The organism is Sphingomonas sp. FG14, assembly GCF_057809675.1.
On sequence record NZ_JBMDKK010000002.1, the window covers coordinates 256,873 to 277,226 of the forward strand.

Annotated in this window: 21 protein-coding genes, 1 tRNA gene and 1 pseudogene; 9 read left to right on the forward strand and 14 right to left on the reverse strand. The window is 65.5% G+C overall.

Annotated elements, in window-relative coordinates:
• Positions 1–47: 47 nt before the first annotated feature.
• From nusG to ACODTA_RS09350, 5 genes are all read right to left on the reverse strand, one after another.
• The gene (gene nusG, locus ACODTA_RS09330) at positions 48–584 is read right to left on the reverse strand and encodes a transcription termination/antitermination protein NusG (protein ID WP_222992943.1); all 537 of its coding nucleotides are present in this window, start codon (positions 582–584) and stop codon (positions 48–50) included.
• Positions 585–606: 22 nt separating this feature from the next.
• The gene (gene secE, locus ACODTA_RS09335) at positions 607–804 is read right to left on the reverse strand and encodes a preprotein translocase subunit SecE (RefSeq protein ID WP_489065632.1); all 198 of its coding nucleotides are present in this window, start codon (positions 802–804) and stop codon (positions 607–609) included.
• Between the two features lie 139 nt (positions 805–943).
• Positions 944–1,019: transfer RNA gene (locus ACODTA_RS09340), tRNA-Trp, on the reverse strand.
• Positions 1,020–1,090: 71 nt separating this feature from the next.
• On the reverse strand, positions 1,091–3,442 hold the full coding sequence (locus ACODTA_RS09345; RefSeq protein WP_489065633.1) for a putative bifunctional diguanylate cyclase/phosphodiesterase: 2,352 nt from the start codon (positions 3,440–3,442) through the stop codon (positions 1,091–1,093).
• 86 nt (positions 3,443–3,528) lie between these two features.
• Positions 3,529–5,253 (reverse strand): fatty acyl-AMP ligase, encoded by a 1,725-nt coding sequence (locus ACODTA_RS09350; protein ID WP_489065634.1) that lies wholly within the window; start codon positions 5,251–5,253, stop codon positions 3,529–3,531.
• A 228-nt stretch (positions 5,254–5,481) separates the two neighbouring features.
• Between ACODTA_RS09350 and ACODTA_RS09355 the strand changes: the two genes are divergently transcribed.
• From ACODTA_RS09355 to ACODTA_RS09375, 5 genes and pseudogenes are all read left to right on the forward strand, one after another.
• Positions 5,482–5,970, forward strand: coding sequence for a regulatory protein RecX (locus ACODTA_RS09355; protein WP_489065635.1), 489 nt, complete (start codon positions 5,482–5,484; stop codon positions 5,968–5,970).
• Between the two features lie 198 nt (positions 5,971–6,168).
• On the forward strand, positions 6,169–6,657 hold the full coding sequence (locus ACODTA_RS09360; protein ID WP_489066192.1) for a cold-shock protein: 489 nt from the start codon (positions 6,169–6,171) through the stop codon (positions 6,655–6,657).
• Positions 6,658–6,659: 2 nt separating this feature from the next.
• The gene (locus tag ACODTA_RS09365) at positions 6,660–7,157 is read left to right on the forward strand and encodes a DUF192 domain-containing protein (protein ID WP_489065636.1); all 498 of its coding nucleotides are present in this window, start codon (positions 6,660–6,662) and stop codon (positions 7,155–7,157) included.
• 58 nt (positions 7,158–7,215) lie between these two features.
• Positions 7,216–7,611, forward strand: coding sequence for an NADH:ubiquinone oxidoreductase subunit NDUFA12 (locus ACODTA_RS09370; protein WP_489065637.1), 396 nt, complete (start codon positions 7,216–7,218; stop codon positions 7,609–7,611).
• A gap of 269 nt (positions 7,612–7,880) precedes the next feature.
• Positions 7,881–8,048, forward strand: a pseudogene (locus ACODTA_RS09375) (DUF2155 domain-containing protein); the annotation flags it as partial.
• A gap of 35 nt (positions 8,049–8,083) precedes the next feature.
• Here ACODTA_RS09375 and aat read toward each other — a convergent pair.
• The 7 genes from aat to ACODTA_RS09410 all read right to left on the reverse strand — a co-directional run bounded on the left by aat (position 8,084) and on the right by ACODTA_RS09410 (position 13,390).
• The gene (aat, locus tag ACODTA_RS09380; protein WP_489065638.1) at positions 8,084–8,794 is read right to left on the reverse strand and encodes a leucyl/phenylalanyl-tRNA--protein transferase; all 711 of its coding nucleotides are present in this window, start codon (positions 8,792–8,794) and stop codon (positions 8,084–8,086) included.
• A gap of 57 nt (positions 8,795–8,851) precedes the next feature.
• Positions 8,852–9,604 carry a ParA family protein gene (locus ACODTA_RS09385; protein ID WP_489065639.1) on the reverse strand — a complete coding sequence of 251 codons (753 nt, stop codon included), beginning with the start codon at positions 9,602–9,604 and terminating at the stop codon, positions 8,852–8,854.
• Positions 9,605–9,674: 70 nt separating this feature from the next.
• Positions 9,675–10,019 (reverse strand): arsenate reductase (glutaredoxin), encoded by a 345-nt coding sequence (gene arsC / locus ACODTA_RS09390; protein ID WP_489065640.1) that lies wholly within the window; start codon positions 10,017–10,019, stop codon positions 9,675–9,677.
• Positions 10,020–10,111: 92 nt separating this feature from the next.
• Positions 10,112–11,476, reverse strand: a complete 1,365-nt coding sequence (gene accC, locus ACODTA_RS09395; RefSeq protein ID WP_489065641.1) for an acetyl-CoA carboxylase biotin carboxylase subunit — start codon at positions 11,474–11,476, stop codon at positions 10,112–10,114.
• Between the two features lie 8 nt (positions 11,477–11,484).
• A complete protein-coding gene (accB, locus tag ACODTA_RS09400; RefSeq protein ID WP_489065642.1) occupies positions 11,485–11,949 on the reverse strand; it encodes an acetyl-CoA carboxylase biotin carboxyl carrier protein in 465 nt (154 codons plus the stop codon).
• Positions 11,950–11,987: 38 nt separating this feature from the next.
• Positions 11,988–12,428 carry a type II 3-dehydroquinate dehydratase gene (aroQ, locus tag ACODTA_RS09405; protein ID WP_489065643.1) on the reverse strand — a complete coding sequence of 147 codons (441 nt, stop codon included), beginning with the start codon at positions 12,426–12,428 and terminating at the stop codon, positions 11,988–11,990.
• A gap of 14 nt (positions 12,429–12,442) precedes the next feature.
• Positions 12,443–13,390, reverse strand: a complete 948-nt coding sequence (locus tag ACODTA_RS09410; RefSeq protein ID WP_489065644.1) for a DUF481 domain-containing protein — start codon at positions 13,388–13,390, stop codon at positions 12,443–12,445.
• A 55-nt stretch (positions 13,391–13,445) separates the two neighbouring features.
• Between ACODTA_RS09410 and thiS the strand changes: the two genes are divergently transcribed.
• A complete protein-coding gene (thiS, locus tag ACODTA_RS09415) occupies positions 13,446–14,456 on the forward strand; it encodes a sulfur carrier protein ThiS (RefSeq protein ID WP_489065645.1) in 1,011 nt (336 codons plus the stop codon).
• Positions 14,457–14,463: 7 nt separating this feature from the next.
• On the opposite strand, the gene ACODTA_RS09420 is transcribed toward thiS, so the two are convergent.
• Positions 14,464–16,179: a GGDEF domain-containing protein gene (locus ACODTA_RS09420; protein WP_489065646.1), complete on the reverse strand. Its 1,716-nt coding sequence runs from the start codon at positions 16,177–16,179 to the stop codon at positions 14,464–14,466.
• Between the two features lie 198 nt (positions 16,180–16,377).
• Here ACODTA_RS09420 and ACODTA_RS09425 point away from each other — a divergent pair, with 198 nt between their 5' ends.
• Positions 16,378–16,560 carry a CsbD family protein gene (locus ACODTA_RS09425; protein WP_489065647.1) on the forward strand — a complete coding sequence of 61 codons (183 nt, stop codon included), beginning with the start codon at positions 16,378–16,380 and terminating at the stop codon, positions 16,558–16,560.
• Positions 16,561–16,627: 67 nt separating this feature from the next.
• On the opposite strand, the gene ACODTA_RS09430 is transcribed toward ACODTA_RS09425, so the two are convergent.
• Entirely contained in the window at positions 16,628–18,301 is a 1,674-nt protein-coding gene (locus tag ACODTA_RS09430) for a thiamine pyrophosphate-binding protein (RefSeq protein WP_489065648.1), read from the reverse strand.
• 394 nt (positions 18,302–18,695) lie between these two features.
• Here ACODTA_RS09430 and ACODTA_RS09435 point away from each other — a divergent pair, with 394 nt between their 5' ends.
• Both ACODTA_RS09435 and ACODTA_RS09440 read left to right on the forward strand, forming a co-directional pair.
• A complete protein-coding gene (locus tag ACODTA_RS09435) occupies positions 18,696–19,610 on the forward strand; it encodes an SMP-30/gluconolactonase/LRE family protein (protein ID WP_489065649.1) in 915 nt (304 codons plus the stop codon).
• Positions 19,611–19,612: 2 nt separating this feature from the next.
• Positions 19,613–20,353 (forward strand): glutathione S-transferase family protein, encoded by a 741-nt coding sequence (locus ACODTA_RS09440; RefSeq protein ID WP_489066193.1) that lies wholly within the window; start codon positions 19,613–19,615, stop codon positions 20,351–20,353.
• Position 20,354: the final 1 nt, after the last annotated feature.

Sequence of the window (20,354 nt, forward strand, 5' to 3'; positions counted from 1 at the left end):
GCCGAAGCGCCCCTCCCGCAGGCATTCGGGGGCAGGCCCCCAAATTCTTACTTGGCGCGCTCGACCTGCTCGAAATCGAGCTCGACCGGGGTGGCGCGGCCGAAGATCGAGACCGAAACCTTGACGCGGTTCTTCTCGAAATCCAGTTCCTCGACAATGCCGTTGAAGCTGGCGAAGGGGCCGTCGAGCACCTTGACGCTGTCGCCGATCTCGTAATCGACCTTGATCTGGTGCTTCGGCGCCGCGGCGGCTTCCTCCTTGGTGTTGAGGATGCGCGCGGCTTCCGCCTCGCTGATCGGCTGCGGCTTGCCCGACGATCCGAGGAAGCCGGTCACCTTCGGCGTGTTCTTCACCAGGTGATAGACGTCGTCGTTCATCGACAGCTTCGCCAGCACATAGCCGGGGAAGAACTTGCGTTCCGACTGGATCTTCTTGCCGCGGCGAACCTCGGTCACGGTCTCGGTCGGCACCTCGACGGATTCGACGAGCGCTTCGAGCCCCATGCGCGTCGCTTCGGCCATGATCGAGTCACGGACCTTGTTCTCGAAGCCCGAATAGGCGTGGATGATGTACCAGCGCGACATGCGTTTCCCTATTAGCTCCGGCTCAGCCGATCAGGCTGAGCAATGCGCGGACGATGGCGCTGAACGCCGAATCGATCCCGAAGAAGAACAGCGCGAGGATCGTCGTCATGATCAGGACCATGACCGCCGTCATCACGGTTTCCTTGCCGGTCGGCCAGACGACCTTCGCCGTTTCGGCCCGTACCTGCCGGATGAACTCGCCGGGATTGACCTTCGCCACTATTCGAGCCTTCGAAAAAGTTCATCGATACCAACGACAAATGGCCACCAAGCGCTTTCCGTGTCTTTCGACCGGAGCGCCCCGTGACCTCTCTGTCGCATCCCGGGCCATTATACCGCGCCGCCAATCGTGGCAAGCGTGGCAGGGGCAGAGGGACTCGAACCCACGACCCTCGGTTTTGGAGACCGATGCTCTACCAGCTGAGCTATACCCCTAGGACCGGGAAGACGGGCGACATAGCGAGGGACACGGGCGGACGCAAGGGCTGGAAACACCTGTAAGCAGATCAGGCGGCGGCGCGGCGCTGCTGCGCGCGCGTCATCAGCTTGCGGGCTTCTTCCGCGACCATCGGCTTGCCGAACAGATAGCCCTGTACCTTGGTGCAGCCGAGCTCGCGGATCATCTCGAACTCCTCCTCGGTCTCGGCGCCCTCGGCGGTGGTGGTCATGCCAAGGCTGTCGGCCATGGCGACGACCGCGCGGATAATCGCCAGGCTCTCCGCGCTTTTCTTGGCGGCGCCCTGAACGAAGCTGCGATCGATCTTGATCGTCGAGAACTGCGTCTTGCGGAGATAGCCGAGCGAGGAATAGCCGGTGCCGAAATCGTCGAGCGCCAGCCGGACGCCCAGGCCCAGTATCTGGTCGAGGATCGCGATCGCCCCGGTCCCTTCGCGCAGGAACACGCTTTCGGTCACCTCCAGCTCCAGGCGGTGCGGCGGCAGGCCGCTGTGCGACAGGGCGGAGATCACGGCGGTCACGAAATTGGGATCGCTGAGTTGTTCGGCCGAGACGTTGACCGCGACGCGGACGGTGGGCGGCCAATTGACCGCTTCGTCGCACGCGGTGCGCAGCACCCATTCGCCGATCGGCGCGATCAGGCGCGCATCCTCGGCCACGGTGATGAACTTGTAGGGCGGGATCACGCCCATTTCGGGATGCGTCCAGCGCAGCAGCGTCTCGAAGCCCTCGATCGCCGAATCGTCGGCGGAAACGACCGGCTGGTAGACGAGGTGGAATTCGCCCTTTTCGAGCGCGCTGCGCAGCGCGATCTCAAGCGTGCGGCGTTCCTCGGCATTGGCGTGAAGCTGCGGCTCATAACAATTATGCTTGCCGCCGCCCGCATCTTTGGAGCGGTAGAGCGCGAGATCGGCGCTGCGGATGAGCATTTCGGCGGTGCGCCCGTCACGCGGGCCGATGGCGCTGCCCACGCTCGCGCCGATATAAAGCGTGTGCTGATCCACCTCATAGGGGCGCGTCAGCGCCTCGATGATCGCATGGGCCAACGTATCGACGCGATTCTGGTCGCGCACGTCGAGCAGCACCACCGCGAATTCGTCGCCGCCCAGCCGGCCGCACAGTTCATTCTCGGTCATCAACTGGCGCAGCCGCTCCGCGACGCGGCTGAGCAGCCGGTCCCCGACCGGATGGCCGAGCGTGTCGTTGACCGCCTTGAAGCGATCGAGGTCGATCATCATGAAACCGCACTGGCTGCGCCATTGCTCGGCATGCTGCATCGCGCGCGCCAGCGTCTCGTTGATCATCATCCGGTTGGGCAGGCCGGTCAGCGTGTCGTAGCGCGCCAGGCGATTGATCTTGTCGGCCGAATCGCGTTGCGCGGTCACGTCGGATCCAACGCCGCGGAAGCCCAGGAACGCGCCGCGATCGTCGAAGCGCGGCGAGGCGGACAATTCCCACCAGCGCGTCGCGCCCGCGATCTTCACCGGCAGGATCAGATCGGCGAAGCTCTCGCGCCGTTTCAGTTTCTCGGCCAGTTCGCGCAAGCCCGATGCGAAATTGCCGGCTTCCCAGCTTTCGCCCGCCAGGATGCGGAGCAACTGCTTGCCTTCCAGTTCGGCGAGATCGACGCCCAGGGCGGAGGCGAAGCGGGGCGAGACATGGGTCAGGCAGCGCGCGGCATCGGTCTGCCACAGCCAGTCGGCGCCCGTATCCTCGAATTCGCGCAGCAACAGGCTGACCACTTCCTTCTTCTCGGTCAGCGCCTGATCGGACACCAGCGATTCGATGAAGCGCTTGCCGCTCAGAAAGGCCATGCCGGCCAGCATCACCGTGAACAGCAGGTTCGCGCCGGCGAGCATCGTCAGGCCGAGGTTGAGCGCCATCGCGCTGAGTGCTCCGCCCGCCACGGCGATGAACAGCATCGTTCCCAAGGGCGCGACCGTCAGCACCAGCGCCGATGCCGCCGCGAGGCTGCTGAGCACCGACCAGACTACCAGCACCTCGTTGATCCCGCCCTTCACGAAGAACAGGGGCGGCACAGCCCAGAGCATGCCCGACGCGAACAGGGCGATGGTCTCGCGGTGCAGTTCGGTGCGCGTCGCCGTTCGCAGTTCCCAGCCGCGCACGCGCCATTTGCGCGATGCGATGTGCAGGCCCAGCGCGACGATGGCGAAACCCCAGCCATACAGGATAACCGGCCGAACCACCGTGGCATGCGCCACGCAGATCAGCGTCGCACCGCCCAGCACCGCCAGGAAGCGGATCAGCGCGCATTTATACAGGGCGTTGAGCTGGGCGGCGCGAATCGCGCCCCAGTCCAGCCGCTTGTCCTCGGTCAGGCCAAGCGCTGCCGCCCAGCCGATCCGTGGCGCCGTCTCATCGATCTGCGTATTCTGGTCCACGCCAACCGGTTAACCGGCAACTGGTTAGCGATCGGTTGAGAAACGCCAAAAAATCGCCCGACGGGCGCTTTTCCGGCCGCCAGGGTTCAGGCGGCGATATCGAGCGGCTGGATCTCGCCGGAAAGATAGAGGTTGCGGGCCTTGGCGCGGCTGAGCTTGCCCGAGCTGGTGCGGGGCAGGGTGCGCGGCGGCACGAGTTCGACGACGCAGTTCATGCCGGTGATCGAGCGGACCTTGTCGCGGATCTCGTCGCGCAGGCGCGCGCGCTCGCCATTGTCCGAGGTGCGGCACTGGACGAGCACCGCGGGCGTTTCCTCGCCGCCCGGCGTGGTGATCGCGAAGGCGGCGATGTCGCCGGACTTGAAGCCGGGAAGCTGCTCCACGGCCCATTCGATGTCCTGCGGCCAGTGGTTCTTGCCGTTGATGATGATCATGTCCTTCGCCCGGCCGACGATATAGACATAGCCGTTCGACATGTAGCCCATGTCACCGGTATCCAGCCATCCGTCCTTCAGGCAGGCGTCGGTCGCTTCCTGATCGCGGAAATAGCCGACCATCACCGACGACCCGCGACACCAGACCTTGCCGATCGCGCGATCGGGAAGCGGCGTGCCGTCTTCCTCGCGGATCTGCACTTCCATGTCGCGGCACGGCTTGCCGCAATTGACGACGGCGCGATACCGCTGCGGGCGATCGGCATTGCCGATCGCGCCCGAAAGCTCGGTCTCCTCGACCAGCTCGACGACGATGCCTTCGCCCGGCGGCATGATCGAGACTGCGAGGGTCGCTTCGGCAAGGCCATAGCTTGGCACGAAGGCGGATGCCTTGAAACCGGCGCTCGCGAATGCGTCGACGAAGCTCTGCATCACGTCCGGACGGATCATGTCGGCGCCATTGCCCGCGATCCGCCAGCGCGACAGGTCGAACCGGTCGGTGTTGGTCTGGCTCGAGATGCGGCGCGCGCAGATGTCGTAGCCGAAGGTCGGCGAATAGCTCATCGAGGTGCCGGGATTGCGGCTGATCAGATCAAGCCAGGCGAGCGGACGGCGCGCGAAATCCTCGGTCTTCAGATAATCGGTCGAGACCTGGTTGGCGATGGGCGACAGGAAGCAGCCCACCAGTCCCATATCGTGATACCAGGGCAGCCACGAGACGCAGCGATCGCTGTCCTGCAACTCCATGCCATGCGAATGGGCGGCCAGATTGTCGAGCAGGGCGCGATGCGTGATCGCGACGCCATGCGGGAAGCGCGTCGATCCGCTCGAATATTGGAGATAGGCGATATCGCCCTCGTTCGCCTGCGGCAGCGTGACGGGCTCGGCGGCGGCGCCGCCGAAGCTTTCCCAGTCCACGCCCTCGACCTCGCAAGCCGTGGCGGCGTCACCGGCCATGCCCGCCAGTTCCGCGGGATAGAGCAGCATCTTCGCATCGGCGCTGCGGAGCTGGACGCTGAGCTGGTCGACATAGGAATCGCGGCCACCGAACGATGTCGGCAACGGCAGCGGCACCGGCCACGCGCCGGCATAGATGGTGCCGAAGAACAGCGCCGCGAATTCGGCGCCGGTTTCGGCGACCAGGGCGATGCGGTCTTCCGGTTTCACGCCATGCGCGATCAGGCGATAGGCGCAGTCGAGGGCATCGCGGCGCAGCTCGGAAAACCGATAGGCGCGCACCAATGTGCCGCGCGCATCGTGGAAGTTCAGTCCGCGCACGCCCTGGGCGGCATAATCGAGCGCTTCGCCCAGAGTATCGAAATCGGAATAGCGGCGCGCGAGATTGTCCTCGATCGGCGTCGGCTCAAGCATATTCATTCCTGCGACCTTAACAGCGGAAATCCTGGGTTCGGCGAGCTCCAGCATCTTCCTTGCTCTCATTCTTCCCGGCTTCGCGCGCATTACTCGCGCCGTCCGCACAGGATTTCCCCACCATGAACCTGCTTTCTTAGCGCAGTGGACGCGTTCAAAATCCGGCTCGACTGTGGCATAAACATGGCGGTGACCAAAGAGAAGCGCAGAGCCCCAAGACCGCTGGATGCCGAAATGCTGCGACAGCTTGCGCTCAGCCATGTCGCGCGATACGCCACGACCCGCGCGAAACTGCGATCCTATCTGGCGCGCAAGCTGCGTGAACGGGGCTGGCAGGGCGACGATGCCCCGTCGGTCGAGGCGATCGTGGAGCGGATGGCGGCGCTCGGCTATGTCGATGATCGCGCCTTTGCCGAGACGCGAGCGGCCGGGCTGGCGCGCAGGGGATATGGGCCGCGCCGGATCGCGGACGCGCTCAGAATGGCGGGTATCGACGAGGCGGACGGGGAGGCGGCACGCGAAGCAGCCGGCGCGGCGGCCTGGGATGCTGCGCTCGCCTTTGCCCGCCGCCGCCGGATCGGGCCCTTCGCCACCGATTCGCTTGTGCCTGGTCTCGCGCGCGACAAGGCGCTCGCCGCATTGATCCGGGCCGGACACGCATTTGAAATCGCAAGGATTCTCGTCGATTCCGAGCCTGGAGAAGTCCCCGAAGCCCCGAATTGAAACAATTGTGCTTCCCCGGTTTCGGAAACGAACGGAATTGTGTTACGCCATGGGTTGGAGACTCATTCTTGGGGGAGATGGGCTCGCGTGCAAGAGTCCGGAGCTATGCACAGTGAAGCGCAGGGCGCGGACCCGCCGATCGAGGAGATCGGGGGGAGCATTGTCGCAACCGAAGTGCTGGAAAAGCATGACGGCACGATGAAATGGTTCGATTCGACGCGAGGCTTCGGCTTCATGGTGTCGGATGACGGCGCGGGCGACGTGCTGATCCACTTTTCGGTATTGCGAGATCACGGGCGGCGCAGCCTGCCTGAAGGGACGCGGGTGAGTTGCCTGGCCGCGCGCCGCAATCGCGGCCTGCAGGCGCGGGAGATCCTGTCCTTCGATCTGGATACGGCGGTCGTGCCCGATCCGGAGCGCGTGGCGCCGGAACGGCGCGACCGTCTCGATCCGGCCGACATGATCGACCAGGCGGGGCCGTTCGAGCCGGTGCAGGTCAAATGGTTCAACCGCGTGAAGGGCTATGGCTTTCTGCTGCGCGCGGACGGGGAAACCGACATCTTCGTCCATATGGAAACGCTGCGCCGCGCCGGGCTCGCGGAGGTCGAACCGGGCCAGCCGCTCCGCGCGCGTTGCGTGAGCGGCAACAAGGGGCTGCTGGCCGTTCTGGTCGAGCCGATCGAATAGCGATGAGAGCGGCGTTTCTGGCGGCGGCCTTGCTGGCCGTGACGGCGCTATGCGGCTGCCGGGGCGGGGCGGAGAATGGCCAGGAATCGGGCGGGACCGCGCAAGCCGAGGCGGCGGAACTGCTGCCGCTCTCGATCCGTACCGCGGCGGGTGTTCACAATTTCCGCGTCGAGGTGGCGCGCACGGAGGCCGAGCAGGCGCGGGGGCTGATGTATCGCACCTCGCTGCCGGACGATGGCGGCATGTTGTTTCCTTCCGCGCAGCCGGAACCGAAATCCTTCTGGATGAAGAATACGGTGATCGCGCTCGACATGATCTTCATTCGCCAGGACGGCAGCATCGCGCGGATCGCCGAGGAGACGGTGCCGCAATCGCTCGATCAGGTTTCCTCGGGCGAACCGGTGATCGCGGTGTTCGAAATCGCGGGCGGTCGCGCCGCCGCGCTGGGCATCGCCGAGGGCGATCATGTGAGCTGGCCCGGCGGGCCGGCCGCGAAATAAAGGCGGGCGACGCAAAACGGTTTTCTCCGGCGGCGCCATCGGGTAACGGGAACGCGCAATGGGCATCTTCAAGAACATCTTCACCTGGTGGGAAGGCGCGACCTTCGGCACCGCGATGGGCACCATCTTCGGCGGCGAGCGTGTCGGCGAGGATGCGCTGGGCAATATCTATTATGAGGCGAAAAAGGCTGAAAACGGCCGCAAACGCCGCTGGGTGATCTACAAGGGCGCGAACGACGCGAGCCGCGTGCCGCCCGAATGGCATGGCTGGCTGCACGGCACGCTCGATGCCGTCCCGTCCGAAGCGCTGCCGGCGCCACGGCCCTGGCAGCGTGAGGCGACTCCGAATCTGACCGGAACCGGAAGCGCCTATCGCCCGGCTGGCGCGCTTGAGGCCGGTGGCCGCCGCGCGCAGGCGACCGGGGACTATGAGGCATGGGCGCCCGACGCATGAATCGTCGGCTCGTCGCCGGTCTGGGCGTTGCCGGGTTGATCCTGGCCGGCTGGGGCGCGGCGATGGCATTGCAGAATCAGGCCGAGCCCGCCGCCACAGGCGCCGAAGCGGCCAACGCCGGAACCACGGCCGAGGTGCCTGCCGCGCCCGCACGGGCGAACGCCGGGCCGGCAGCGCCGCCACCTTCGCGCGGAACGACGCCCATGGCCGAGCGCGAGGCGGTGATCGGGCTGCTCAACAAGCGCAATGGCCTGTCGCGCGATCTGCGCATGAAGCCTGGACAGGCATTGCGCGTCGGCGATGTGATCGTGCGGCTGCGCGCCTGCGAACAGACCGCGCCCTGGGAACCCGAGCAGTTGACCGGCGCCTTCGTCCAGCTCGACGTGCGCGGCACGGACGATAAATGGCGCCGTGCCTTTTCAGGCTGGCTCTACAAGGAATCGCCATCGCTCAACATGGTCGAGCACCCGGTCTATGATGTCTGGGCCAAGGCCTGCACGATGCGCTTCCCCGATATCGGAGCGGACACCGAAACCGTTTCGGCCGGCGATTCGGGCGCGAGCCGGTCGAGCGCGCGGAAATCGGGCGGCGGAGCGGCTGAGGAACCGGCGGAAAGCGCGCCGTCCAGCAACGCGACATAATCGTCCCGTGGAATTTCGATCGCCCCCAGCGAGGCGAGGTGATCGGTTATGAACTGGCAATCGAGCAAGCTGTAGCCGCCGACGCGCAGGCGCGCGACGAGATGGGCGAGCGCGATCTTGGACGCGTCGCGCATGCGGCTGAACATGCTTTCCCCGAAAAAGGCACGGCCCAGCGTGATTCCATAGAGTCCGCCGACCAGCACGCCATCATGCCAGGTCTCCACCGAATGGGCATGGCCGCGCATATGGAGCTCGTGGCAGGCGGCCTCGATCTGGGCATTGATCCAGGTGCCGGGGCGATCCGCTGTCTCCTCCGCGCAGGCGGCGATCACCTGATCGAAGGCGGTGTTTACGGTCACCTGGAAACGATCGGATTTCAGCGTCTTGGCCAGCGAGCGCGACAGGTGGAAGCCGTCGAGCGGCAGCACGCCGCGCTTCTTGGGTTCCACCCAGAAGACGCGATCGGCGGCGCGATCGTCCGCCATGGGAAACACGCCGCACCCATAGGCGCGCAGCAGCATGGTCGTATCGAGCGGTTGCACGATTCAAATATGGCGTCCCCCGTCGCGGCAATCAACGGCGAGGTTGAAGCGGGGCGATCAATTCGCCTTGGTCAGCCGGCGCTCTATGCCCTTCCATAGCGTGGAGAAGGCCTGCGCGGCGGGGGAGGAGGGCGCGAAACCGCCGATCGCCGAACGGTGGATCGCCATCTGCTCGACTGCGCTCGCCATCGGGATCACCGGCCAGTCCGGGTGCCTTTCCATCGCGGCACGGTGCAGCGCGCGGCGACGGTCCACCATCGAGAAGACAGGCAGGATCGGTGCGTGACGCCCGCTCTGGCGATCGAGGAAGGACAGGATCTCGTCGAGCGCGCGTTCGGACAGCGGGGAGGGGATGACGGGGGACAGGATGATGTCCGCCGCGCGCATCACCTGCTCGCTGGTCTCGGTCAGGCCCGGCGGGCAATCCAGGATGATGCGATCATAATGTTTCGCCAGCGATTCAAGCAGCTTCGCCAGCCGCTTCTTCTTGTCGAGCGTGAAGAACAGTCGATCGAGGCCGCGCAGCGACGTATCGGCCGCCAGCAGGTCCAGCCGCTCGATGGTCGAAGGGCGGATGAGTTTTTCGGGTTCGACGTCCTTGGCGAAAACGGCCTGGGCGCGATCCTTCATCGCCTTGCCGTCGCCGATCAGATAGCTGGCGCCGCCCTGCGGATCGAGATCCCAGAGCAGGGTCCGCCGCGAGGACTGGATCGCGGAGGACCAGGCGAGATTGACCGCAAGCGTGGTCTTACCGACGCCACCCTTCAGGCTGTACACCGCGATCGTCGCCATTTCCCGCTCTGTCCCCATTCGTCCTCCATCGCTCTAGACGGAAGAAATGTGACAGCTTCGTTGCGGTTGGCAATGCCGCGCGTTGTCTTCAGAGGATTTCGTTGACCGTCTCGATCGGGCGGCAGACGCGGACGCCCTTTTCGGTCTCGACGATCGGACGTTCGATCAGGATCGGATCGGAAATCATCGCGTCGAGCACCGCCGCTTCGCTGACATGGGCGAGATCGAGGTCGCGGGCCAGCGGCTCCTTGCCGCGCAACCCTTGATGCGGCGTGATGCCGGCGCGCTTGTAGAGCGCGGCGAGCGTCTCGCGGCTTGGCGGGGTCTTCAGATATTCGATCACCTCGACGTCGACGCCGGCGGTGTTCTGAAGAATCTCCAGCGTCTTGCGCGACGTGCTGCAACGCGGATTATGCCAGATGGTCGCTTTCATCAGCTTCTCTCTCGTCGTGCCAGCAGAGGCTGGCCTTTCACAGGATATGACGCGATCTGGTCGGCAGACCCCGGCTTTCGCCAGGATGACGATCAAGGGGCGGTGGTGGTTCCATCCTGTTTCGCCAGCCATTCTTCCAGCCATTTGATCGTATAATCGCCCGACTGGAACTCGGGATCCTCGATCAGCGCCTGGTGCAGCGGAATCGTCGTCTTCATGCCGTCAACGACGAATTCCTCCAGCGCGCGGCGCAGGCGGCGGATCGCGCCGGCGCGCGTGGTGCCGTAAACGATCAGCTTGGCGATCATGCTGTCATAATAGGGCGGCACGCGATAGCCGGCATACAGGCCGCTATCGACCCGCACGTTCATGCCGCCAGGTGCATGATAGCTTTTCACCAGGCCCGGTGAGGGCGCGAAGGTCCGGGGATCCTCGGCATTGATGCGGCATTCGATCGCATGTCCGCGGAAGATCACGTCTTCCTGGCGCAAGGTCAGCGGGTGACCCTCGGCGATGCGGATCTGTTCGCGGACGAGATCGAGGCCGGTGATCGCCTCGGTCACCGGATGCTCCACCTGCAGGCGGGTGTTCATCTCGATGAAGTAGAATTCGCCGTCCTCGTACAGGAACTCGATCGTGCCGGCGCCGCGATAGCCCATGTCCGCCATCGCCTTGGCGACGAGCCCGCCCATATGTTCGCGCACTTCGGTGCTGATGACGGGGGAGGGGGCTTCCTCGAGCACCTTCTGGTGGCGGCGCTGCAGCGAACAGTCGCGCTCGCCCAGATGGATCGCATTGCCGTTGCCGTCGCCGAAGATCTGGAACTCGATATGGCGCGGATTGCCGAGATATTTCTCCATATAGACGGTCGCATCGCCGAACGCCGCCTTCGCCTCGCTGCCGGCCTGGGCCATCAGCGTTTCGAGCTGCGACTCGTCGGGAACCACCTTCATGCCGCGTCCGCCGCCGCCAGAGGCGGCCTTGATGAGCACGGGATAGCCGATCTCGGCCGCGATCGCCTTGGCTTCGGCGAGGCTTTCCAGCGGGCCGGGCGAACCCGGCACCAGCGGCAGCCCCAGCGCGCCGGCGGTGCGCTTGGCCTCCACCTTGTCGCCCATCACCCGGATATGTTCGGGCTTCGGGCCGACGAAGATCATGTTGTGGAGTTCGACGATCTCAGCGAAGCGCGCGTTTTCCGACAGGAAGCCGTAACCGGGATGAATCGCGTCGGCATGCGTGATCTCCGCCGCCGAGATGATGTTCGGGATGTTCAGATAGCTTTCGCCGGCGGGCGGCGGGCCAATGCAGACCGCCTCGTCCGCCAGGCGGACATGCATCGCGTCGGCATCCGCCGTTGAATGCACCGCGACCGTCTTGATTCCCATCTCGTGGGCCGCGCGATGGATGCGCAGCGCGATCTCGCCGCGATTGGCGATCAGGAGTTTCTGAATGGCCATGGGATGGCCTACTCGACGACGATCAGCGGCTGGTCGAATTCGACCGGCTGGCCATTGCCCACCAGGATCGCCTTCACCGTGCCGGCGGCCGGTGCGGTGATCGGGTTCATCACCTTCATCGCTTCGACGATGAGCAGCGTGTCGCCGGCTTTCACGGTGCCGCCGACCGAAACGAACTGGGAGGCGCCCGGTTCGGGAGAGAGATAGGCGGTGCCCACCATCGGCGATCGGATGGCATTGGCATGCTCGGCCCCGGCTGGCGCCGCTTCCGCCGCCGGGGTGGCCGCCGGCGCGCTTGCGGCAATCGCAGCCATCGGCGCGGCACTGACGGTCACGGTCCGTGCAACGCGGATCCGGCGGTCGCCGTCCTGAACTTCAATCTCGGTGAGCTTCGTTTCATCGAGCAATTCGGCGAGCTGGCGAACCAGCCCCGCGTCAACCTGCATCGAGCCCCCGTTGGTGGTATCGGTCATGCGACCCTCTTTTTATCCAACATAAGCGCCGCTCCTTGTCAGAAGCGTGCGATGGCGTCCAGCGCCAGGGTGTAGGAAAGCGCGCCAAATCCGGCGATTGTTCCCCTGGCAGCCGAAGCGACGAAGCTTTTGTGGCGGAATTCCTCGCGTTTATGCGGATTCGACAAATGCACTTCGATCACCGGAACCTTGATCGCCTTGATCGCGTCGTGGAGCGCCACCGACGTGTGCGTGAAGGCGGCGGCGTTCAGGATCACCCCTTTTGCCCCCTCGGCATTCGCTTCGTGCAGCCAGTCGATCAGATGGCCCTCGTGATTGGACTGGCGCAGATCGATCTCCAGCCCAAGCCCGCGCGCCTGGTCCTCGAGCGCCGCCGCGATGTCGTCGAGCGTGTCGGATCCATAGATTTCGGGCTCGCGCAGGCCGAGCAGGTTGAGATTGGGTCCGTTGAGGACATAGACGGTGAAGGTTTCGGCCATGGTCGCCTTTCGGGTCAGAAGTCGTAGACGACGCTGGCGCGCGTGACGGTGTCGGTGCCGACCGAACCGGGCAGCGGCTGGCTTTCGTAACGCAGCGAATAGGAGAAGCGCGCCGACAGCTTCGACATCAGCTTGGCGTCGAGCGCGGTGGTGGACTGGATGCTGGTCGCGCCGCTTTCGGTATAGATCGACGCGTCCTGCTTGGCGCGCAGCCCTTCGCGCAGGCGCCAGTCGATGCCGATGGCGCCGCGCCCTGAAAAATTGGCTTCCTCGTTACCGTCGGTGAAGCCGGTATGGCGGAATGCCGGGCCGCCCTCGATGCGCAGGTTGAACGTTTCGCTCTTTGCGAGCTGTATGCCGACGCCCGAACCGACCGACCAGCGCTGGTCGAAGCCGGCGAGGTGGTCGCTTTCGAACTGGGCAAGGCCGAAGGCATAGGCGCGGTCGCTCAGCTTCAGATCGCCCTTGTAGCCGAGCTGATAGAATTCGCGGGTGACCTTGTCGTTCGCCTCTTGATAATCGGCGCGGCCCGTCAGGTTGTGTTTCCAGCGCCCCATGTCGCGCGTCAGCTTGATGCCGGCGGTGATTCCGAACGAATCGGAATTGCCGGTCGTCAGGAAGCCGCCCAGTTCACCTTCGCCATCCCAGATCGCCTCGGGCGGCGCGGCCGCCATGGCGAGCGGGGGAAGCTGCGGTGCGGCCAGGCTGAGTGTGGCGGCCTGCGGCGCGGGCCTGAGCAACCGGGAATCGGACCAGGCGATCAGTTCGATCTCGGCGGCGTCTTGCGGGTTGGTCTGGCGGGCGAGGCGGATGACGGCGGCCAGCGTCTCCGCATTGCCGTCGTCGCGCGCCGCCTCGATCATGGCGCGGACGCCGTCGGGCAATTTGGCCTGGGCGGGCGCCGCCAGGATCAGGCCGCAGAGCAGCGCGGCAGATATATATGGCTTGTGCTTGTCAGGCATCGGTACGGCTTCCTATATGCGCGACCTTCCCGACGCGCAAATCCAGGCGACAATCATGAGCATAGACGGCACCATTTCGATCCGCGTCAATGGCGAACATCGCCGCGTCGCGGGTGGGCTGACGCTTGCCGGCCTCGCCGCCGAGCTTGGCCTCAATCCCGAAAAGGTGGCGGTTGAGCGCAACCTGGAAGTGGTGCCGCGCTCGACGCTCGGCACGGTGCCGGTCGAGGATGGCGACGAGCTCGAGATCGTGCATTTCGTCGGTGGCGGCGATCATGCCGCATCGACCGAGTCGACCAACGACACCTGGACGGTGGCGGGCAAGACCTTCCGGTCGCGCCTGATCGTCGGCACCGGCAAATACAAGGATTTCGAGCAGAACGCGGCGGCGGTCGCGGCATCGGGCGCGGAGATCGTCACCGTCGCGGTGCGCCGCGTCAATGTCGCCGATCCCAACGCGCCGATGCTGACTGACTATATCGATCCGAAGAAGATCACCTATCTGCCCAATACCGCCGGCTGCTTCACCGGCGAGGATGCGATCCGCACGCTCCGCCTGGCGCGAGAGGCCGGTGGCTGGGATCTGGTGAAGCTGGAAGTGCTGGGCGAAGCGCGGACGCTGTATCCCGACATGGTCGAAACGCTGCGCGCGACCGAGGTGCTGGCCAATGAGGGCTTCAAGCCGATGGTCTATTGCGTCGACGATCCGATCGCCGCGAAGCGGCTGGAGGATGCGGGCGCGGTCGCGGTCATGCCGCTGGGCGCGCCGATCGGATCGGGCCTGGGCATCCAGAACCGCGTGACGATCCGGCTGATCGTGGAGGGGGCGAAGGTGCCCGTGCTGGTCGATGCCGGCGTCGGCAGCGCGTCCGATGCCGCGATCGCGATGGAGCTCGGTTGCGACGGCGTGCTGATGAACACCGCGATCGCCGAAGCCAAGGATCCGGTGATGATGGCGCGCGCGATGAAGGCGGCGGTTGAGGGTGGCCGGCTCTCCTATCGCGCCGGGCGTATGCCCGTGCGGCGCTATGCCGATCCGTCGAGTCCGCTGGCCGGGCTGATCTGAACGCGCATCAGGCGGCCGCCGTGGCCACCTGCTGGCTATCGGGCGCACGGCCGTGGATGCGGGCGCGATTCCGGCCCGCGGCCTTGGCCTCATACAGGGCGACATCCGCCGCCTTGTAGAGCGCGGTCCAGTCGTCGGCGGTGGCGAGGTTCGCTTCGGCCACGCCGATCGAGGCCGTGATCCGCAAGCCGCCCGCGCAATCCAGCGCGCGCAGGGCGGTCAGGAAATCGGCGGCGAAGTCCGACGGCCGGCCGGTGGCGGCCATCAGCACCGCGAATTCCTCGCCGCCCAGGCGGCCGACACGGGTGCCCGCTGGCGCGAGAGCCGTGAGCAGCAGCGCGAAATCCTTGAGCACCACGTCCCCGGTCAAATGACCGTGACGATCGTTGACCCGTTTGAAATGATCGATGTCGAGCAGGATCAGGCGATTGGGTTTGCCGTTGCTCGCTTCGATCGCGCCGTCGAGAAAGGCGCGGCGGTTGAGCAGGCCGGTCAGCGGATCGGTATCGGCCAACCGCCGCAAGTCGCTGCGTTCCGCGTTGGCGGCATCCCGCTCACGCTGGATCTGCCGGATACGATAGGCGATTCCCAACGTGCTCACGAGCGATTCGAAGCACATCGAATAGAAAGTGCTGTTGCCCAGCGAGATGCTGCCGGGGATCAGGTCGTAGCCGTTGAGCAATCGCAGCAGCGCGGCGGCGACCGGCACCGCCCAGGCGGCGGCGAAGACCCAGGCCACGGCACTGCCGCGCCGCCAGGCCAGCACGCAAAGCAGCGGCAGGATCGGGATCGCGATCGCGAATGTGCCGTAATAGATGCGGTCCAGCAGCGCGATATGGTTCACCGGGCCCAACGCGAACAGCGCCCCGGCGCCGATCAGCAGCAGGGCGACGTGCGTGGCGATGCGCCGCGCGATCGGCGGCAGGGCCTCGTCCTCGAAGAAGCTGGTGGCGAACCAGAGCACCGCACCGCCCAGGCATGACAGCAGGAAGAAATTGGCACGAACCGCGTCGGTTCCGGACAAGCCCGGGTCGATCAGGAAGATGCCGCCCGACCAGGTCGCGCCATAAAGCAGGATGGTGGCGACGGAGACGCAATAGAGCAGCAGGAAGCGGAAACGGAGCACCGTCCACAGCATCAGGTTATAGGCGAGCATCGCCAGGGCGACGCCGGCGAACAGGCCCCACATCAGCAGATCGATCTTGGCGTCGCGCGCGATACGGCTTTGCCGCGCCATCGAGAAGGAATCCGCCTGGTCGCGGTTGATCCGGCCGCCATCGATGCGGATTGCGATATCGGTGATCGGCGTCGCCCGGACCGGCAACGCGCGGGTCACCATCGCGTTGATCGAGATATGGCGGCCCACCTCGCCGTCATCGACGCTGACCCTGGCGGTCGCGCCGTCGGCATAGCGTGCCACCACGGTCACCCGATCGGCGAAGAAATTCTGCCAGCGAATGGCCCAGGGGTCCTCTGGCGTTCCGGCGAGCGACAGCCCGGAAACGATCCGCCAGCGCGGTGAATCGATGCGGACCTTGCCATAGGGGCCGCATTGCGGCCGCGCCGCCGGCGAAAAGATCGCGTCGATCGGCGTGTCGGCGGGCAGCGCGCAGACGGGGCGCCTGGCGATGACGTCCTCGTCCGCCGCGAGCGCGATCTGCGGGACGAGCACCATGCTCGCCAGCGCAACGATCGCGCGCAGCAGGATCCTGGACATCCCCATCCGCAATGGCTCCCCACAGCCGTTCCCAGCCTCCGGCCTTTAAGGCCGAAACCCTTCGTGGCGGTTAATCGGGCGTGACTCTGCCGATCGATGCCGCGCTTCGTCGCAATCCAGGGAACATCCGCACGTCCATCATTGTTGATGGTTCGGAGTATCGCGGCTGCCTTTCGTGGCCGCCGACAACCGAAGGAGCTCGAAATGGGTGAACTGGTCGACAAGATCAAAGGCAATGCCAACGAAGCCGTCGGCAAGGTGAAACAGGCGATCGGCCGCGACAAGGGCGACGAGCGCCTTGTCGAGGAAGGCGCGCGTCAGGAAGGCAAGGGCAAGGGCCAGCAATTCGTCGGCAAGGTGAAGGGCGCCCTGGGCGACGATATCTGACCAGGTCCGGCTTGATCCCGAAAGGGTCGCGGAAGGCTTCGCTCCATGACGGGGCGGAGCCTTTCGCTTATTCGCCGCGCGATTTGCGGCCGGCCGCCTGAACCTTTTCGAGCGTGTTGCCGCCCGCGCCGATATGCTGGACGTCGGTTTTCAGATGGAGCAGCCGAACGCCCTTCATCGCGCGGGCCTTTTCGAGAGCGGGCGCGAATTGTTCGGTCGTCTCGACAGTGTCCGCCCATGCGCCGAACGCGCGGGCGAACGCGGCGAAGTCGGGATTGACGAGCTGCGTGGCGGAGATGCGATCGGGATATTCGCGTTCCTGATGCATGCGGATGGTGCCATAGGCGCCATTGTCGATCACCAGCACCAGCATGTCGCAGCCATAGCGGACCGCCGTCGACAGTTCCTGGCCGTTCATCAGGAAATCGCCGTCGCCGGCCAGCACGATCACCTGGCGATCGGGGTGGCGCAACGCCGCCGCCACGCCGGCGGGCAGGCCGTAGCCCATGGCACCCGCCGTCGGCGCAAGCTGGCAGACCGGTCCCGCATAATGCCAATAGCGATGCCACCAGCCCGAAAAATTGCCCGCGCCGTTGCAGATGATCGAATCACCAGGCAGCGTCTCGCGCATCGTCCTGACGCACTGGCCAAGATCGAGCGCGGCGCCGTTGGGCTGAACGGTCGACCATTCGAGCCATTCGGCATGCGCCTGCTTGCCGGCGTCGAAATCGAGCAGGTCGTCTTCCCATTGCGCGGCGAGTTCGGCGAATTCGCGCATGTCCGCGCAGATCGGCAGGCAGGTCTTGTAGACGCTGTTGAGCTCGTTGGGGTCCGGATGGACATGGACGAGGGTCTGGTCGGGATGATCGGGGGTGATCAGCGTATAGCCATCGGTCGTCGCCTCCCCCAGTCGCGGACCGACGACGATCAGCAGATCGGCTTCCCTGATCCTCTGGAGCAATTTGGGATTGGGACCATAGCCGAGATTGCCCGCCCAGACGCTGCAATCATTGGGGATCGCATCCTGCCGCCGAAACGCGCTGGCGACGGGCAGGCCGATCCGTTCCGCCCATTGCCGGAAATAGTGCGAGGCGCCCTCGTCCCAGCCCGCGCCGCCGACGATCGCGACGGGCGAGCACGCGTCCTTCAGCAGATCGACCAGCGCCATCATCGCTTCGGGATCGGCGGGCTGGGCGGGGGGCACGACGCGCGGGCGGTCGACCGCCTCCACCACGTCCGTCAGCATATCCTCGGGCAGCGCGATCACGACGGGGCCGGGCCTGCCCGACATCGCCACCGCATAGGCGCGCGCGAGATATTCGGGGATGCGCCGCGCATCGTCGATCCGCGTCGCCCATTTGGCGAGCGGCGAGAACATCGCGGTGAAATCGACTTCCTGGAACGCCTCGCGGTCACGATCGCCGCGTGAGACGTCGCCGATGAACAGGATCATCGGCGTCGAATCCTGCATCGCGACATGGACGCCGATCGAGGCGTTCGTGGCGCCCGGCCCGCGCGTGACGAAGGCGATGCCGGGGCGCTTGCACAGCGCGCCGTCCGCTTCCGCCATGAAGGTGACGCCGCCTTCCTGACGGCAGACCACCGTCTCGATCTCCGGCGTGTCGTGCAGCGCATCGAGCACGGCCAGGAAGCTTTCGCCGGGAACGGTGAAGATGCGATCGCAGCCCTGGGCCACGAGTTGATCGACCAGGATGCGGCCGCCGGTGCGTTGATCTGTCATGTTCCGGTCTTAGCGAGTCGTTCGCTTTCCCTAAAGCCGCAAAAATGGATCTACCTTTGCTTCCAATAGCCTGATCATGATGTAGTCTGGCGCCATGGGGAACACGATCATTGTCATCTTCGGCGCCTTGCTCGCCATTGGGCTGCAACTGCTGTTGATGCGCTTGCTGTGGCGTCGCATGAGATCGGTCAAGGCGCAGGCTTCAAGACCGCGCGGAGGAACTGCCGCAGCAACAGCCCTGGTCCGAACCCATGGACAGCTATGGAGATCATCGCTTTCAACGTAGCTTCACGGTGAATGACGACCTGATCGAGCAAGGTAGCGCGGCGCGAGAGACGCGTTGGCCGATCGACAGGATGTAGCAACGAAAGACTATCGAGCGAGGGAATTGCCGATGCGGATCGTCGCGGACGGATTGCGTTTCCCCGAAGGACCGGTGGCGTTGCCCGACGGCAGCGTCGTGCTGGTCGAGATCGCGGCCGGGCGCATCACGCGGATCATGCCGGACGGCGGCAAGCGCATCGTCGCGGAGCCGGGCGGCGGGCCCAACGGGTTGGCGATGGGGCCGGACGGCAAGCTTTACTGTTGCAACAATGGCGGCTTCGGCTGGGTCGAGGCGGAGGGGTTGCTGATGCCGCACGGCACGCCGCCGGATTATGAAGGCGGGCGGATCGAGCGGATCGACCTTGAGACGGGCGCGGTCGAGACGCTCTATCGCGACGGCGATTTCGGCTGCACCCTGCGCGGCCCCAACGATATCGTCTTCGATGCGCATGGTGGCTTCTGGTTCACCGATCACGGCAAGACCGGCGCGCGTGCCCGCGATGTCACCGGCGTCTTCTATGCGAAGGCCGACGGGAGCCATCTGGAGGAAGTGATCTTCCCGCTGGAGAACCCCAATGGCATCGGCCTCTCGCCCGACGGGGCGACGCTCTATGTCGCCGAAACCTATACCTGCAAGCTCTGGGCGTTCGAGGTGATGGCGCCGGGCATGATCGCGAAGGCGCCGGGGCTTTCGGGCGGCGGCGGACATTTCCTCCATTCGCCCGGCGGCTACACCTATTTCGACAGTCTGGGCGTCGAGGCGGGCGGCAATATCTGCGTCGCGACGATCGGCGCGAGCGGCATCACCATCGTCTCGCCGGCGGGCGAGCCGGTCGATTTCGTGGCGACCGACGATCCATTCACCACCAATATCTGCTGGGGCGGCCCCGACATGCGCACCGCTTATGTCTGCATGTCGGCGACCGGGCGGCTCGCGGCGATCGACTGGCCGCGTCCCGGCCTGAAGCTCAATTTCCAGAGGTGACGATGCTGATCATCGGCAATCATGTATCCCCCTATGTCCGCAAGGTGCTGGTGGCGCTGGCGCTGAAGGGCGTCGATTACGAGATCGATCCGATCGTCCCCTTCTTCGGCGATGACCGGTTCGGCGAGATCAGCCCGCTCCGCCGCATTCCGGTGATGATCGACGGAGACCTGACGCTCTGCGATTCCACGGTGATCTGCGAATATCTCGACGACGCCTATCCGGGCCATCCGCTCAAGCCTGCCGATCCGGCCGATCGGGCGCGGGCGCGCTGGATCGAGGAGTTCGCGGACAGCCGGCTGGGCGACCTGATGATCTGGCGGCTGTTCTTCCAGAAGCGCGTCAAGCCCTTCGTCTTCCGCGAGCCTACCAACGAAGCGCTGGTCGCGCGGACGATCGAGACCGATCTGCCGGTGGCGCTCGACTATCTCGAAGGTCTGATGCCCACGAACGGCTGGCTGTTCGAGGATCGGCCCGGTATCGCCGAGATCAGCCTGGCTGCATTCTTCCGTAATGCTGAGCTCGCGGGCTGGGAGAGCGATGCCGCGCGCTGGCCGCTGCTCACCGCGCTTGTCGAGAAGACGACGGCTTTGCCGGCGTTTCAGGCGCTACGCCCTTGCGAAGACGTGCTGCTGCGGACCCGGCCGTCGGAACAGCGCGCGGCGCTGGCGGAACTCGGCGTGTCGATCGCGGTGGAAACCCATGGCGGCGAGCGGCCAAGGCTGGGGATCATGCCGATCTGAG

Bases quoted from the DNA above. Each gene is read 5' to 3' on its own strand.
- accC (WP_489065641.1), bottom strand. From the start codon at position 11,476: ATGGCCATTCAGAAACTCCTGATCGCCAATCGCGGCGAGATCGCGCTG.
- ACODTA_RS09360 (WP_489066192.1), top strand. From the start codon at position 6,169: ATGAAATGGTTCGATTCGACGCGAGGCTTCGGCTTCATGGTGTCGGAT.
- thiS (WP_489065645.1), top strand. From the start codon at position 13,446: ATGAGCATAGACGGCACCATTTCGATCCGCGTCAATGGCGAACATCGC.
- ACODTA_RS09350 (WP_489065634.1), bottom strand. From the start codon at position 5,253: ATGAATATGCTTGAGCCGACGCCGATCGAGGACAATCTCGCGCGCCGC.
- ACODTA_RS09365 (WP_489065636.1), top strand. From the start codon at position 6,660: ATGAGAGCGGCGTTTCTGGCGGCGGCCTTGCTGGCCGTGACGGCGCTA.
- aroQ (WP_489065643.1), bottom strand. From the start codon at position 12,428: ATGGCCGAAACCTTCACCGTCTATGTCCTCAACGGACCCAATCTCAAC.
- nusG (WP_222992943.1), bottom strand. From the start codon at position 584: ATGTCGCGCTGGTACATCATCCACGCCTATTCGGGCTTCGAGAACAAG.
- ACODTA_RS09440 (WP_489066193.1), top strand. From the start codon at position 19,613: ATGCTGATCATCGGCAATCATGTATCCCCCTATGTCCGCAAGGTGCTG.
- ACODTA_RS09430 (WP_489065648.1), bottom strand. From the start codon at position 18,301: ATGACAGATCAACGCACCGGCGGCCGCATCCTGGTCGATCAACTCGTG.
- ACODTA_RS09435 (WP_489065649.1), top strand. From the start codon at position 18,696: ATGCGGATCGTCGCGGACGGATTGCGTTTCCCCGAAGGACCGGTGGCG.
- accB (WP_489065642.1), bottom strand. From the start codon at position 11,949: ATGACCGATACCACCAACGGGGGCTCGATGCAGGTTGACGCGGGGCTG.
- ACODTA_RS09370 (WP_489065637.1), top strand. From the start codon at position 7,216: ATGGGCATCTTCAAGAACATCTTCACCTGGTGGGAAGGCGCGACCTTC.
- ACODTA_RS09385 (WP_489065639.1), bottom strand. From the start codon at position 9,604: ATGGGGACAGAGCGGGAAATGGCGACGATCGCGGTGTACAGCCTGAAG.
- ACODTA_RS09420 (WP_489065646.1), bottom strand. From the start codon at position 16,179: ATGGGGATGTCCAGGATCCTGCTGCGCGCGATCGTTGCGCTGGCGAGC.
- ACODTA_RS09425 (WP_489065647.1), top strand. From the start codon at position 16,378: ATGGGTGAACTGGTCGACAAGATCAAAGGCAATGCCAACGAAGCCGTC.
- arsC (WP_489065640.1), bottom strand. From the start codon at position 10,019: ATGAAAGCGACCATCTGGCATAATCCGCGTTGCAGCACGTCGCGCAAG.
- ACODTA_RS09410 (WP_489065644.1), bottom strand. From the start codon at position 13,390: ATGCCTGACAAGCACAAGCCATATATATCTGCCGCGCTGCTCTGCGGC.
- ACODTA_RS09355 (WP_489065635.1), top strand. From the start codon at position 5,482: ATGCTGCGACAGCTTGCGCTCAGCCATGTCGCGCGATACGCCACGACC.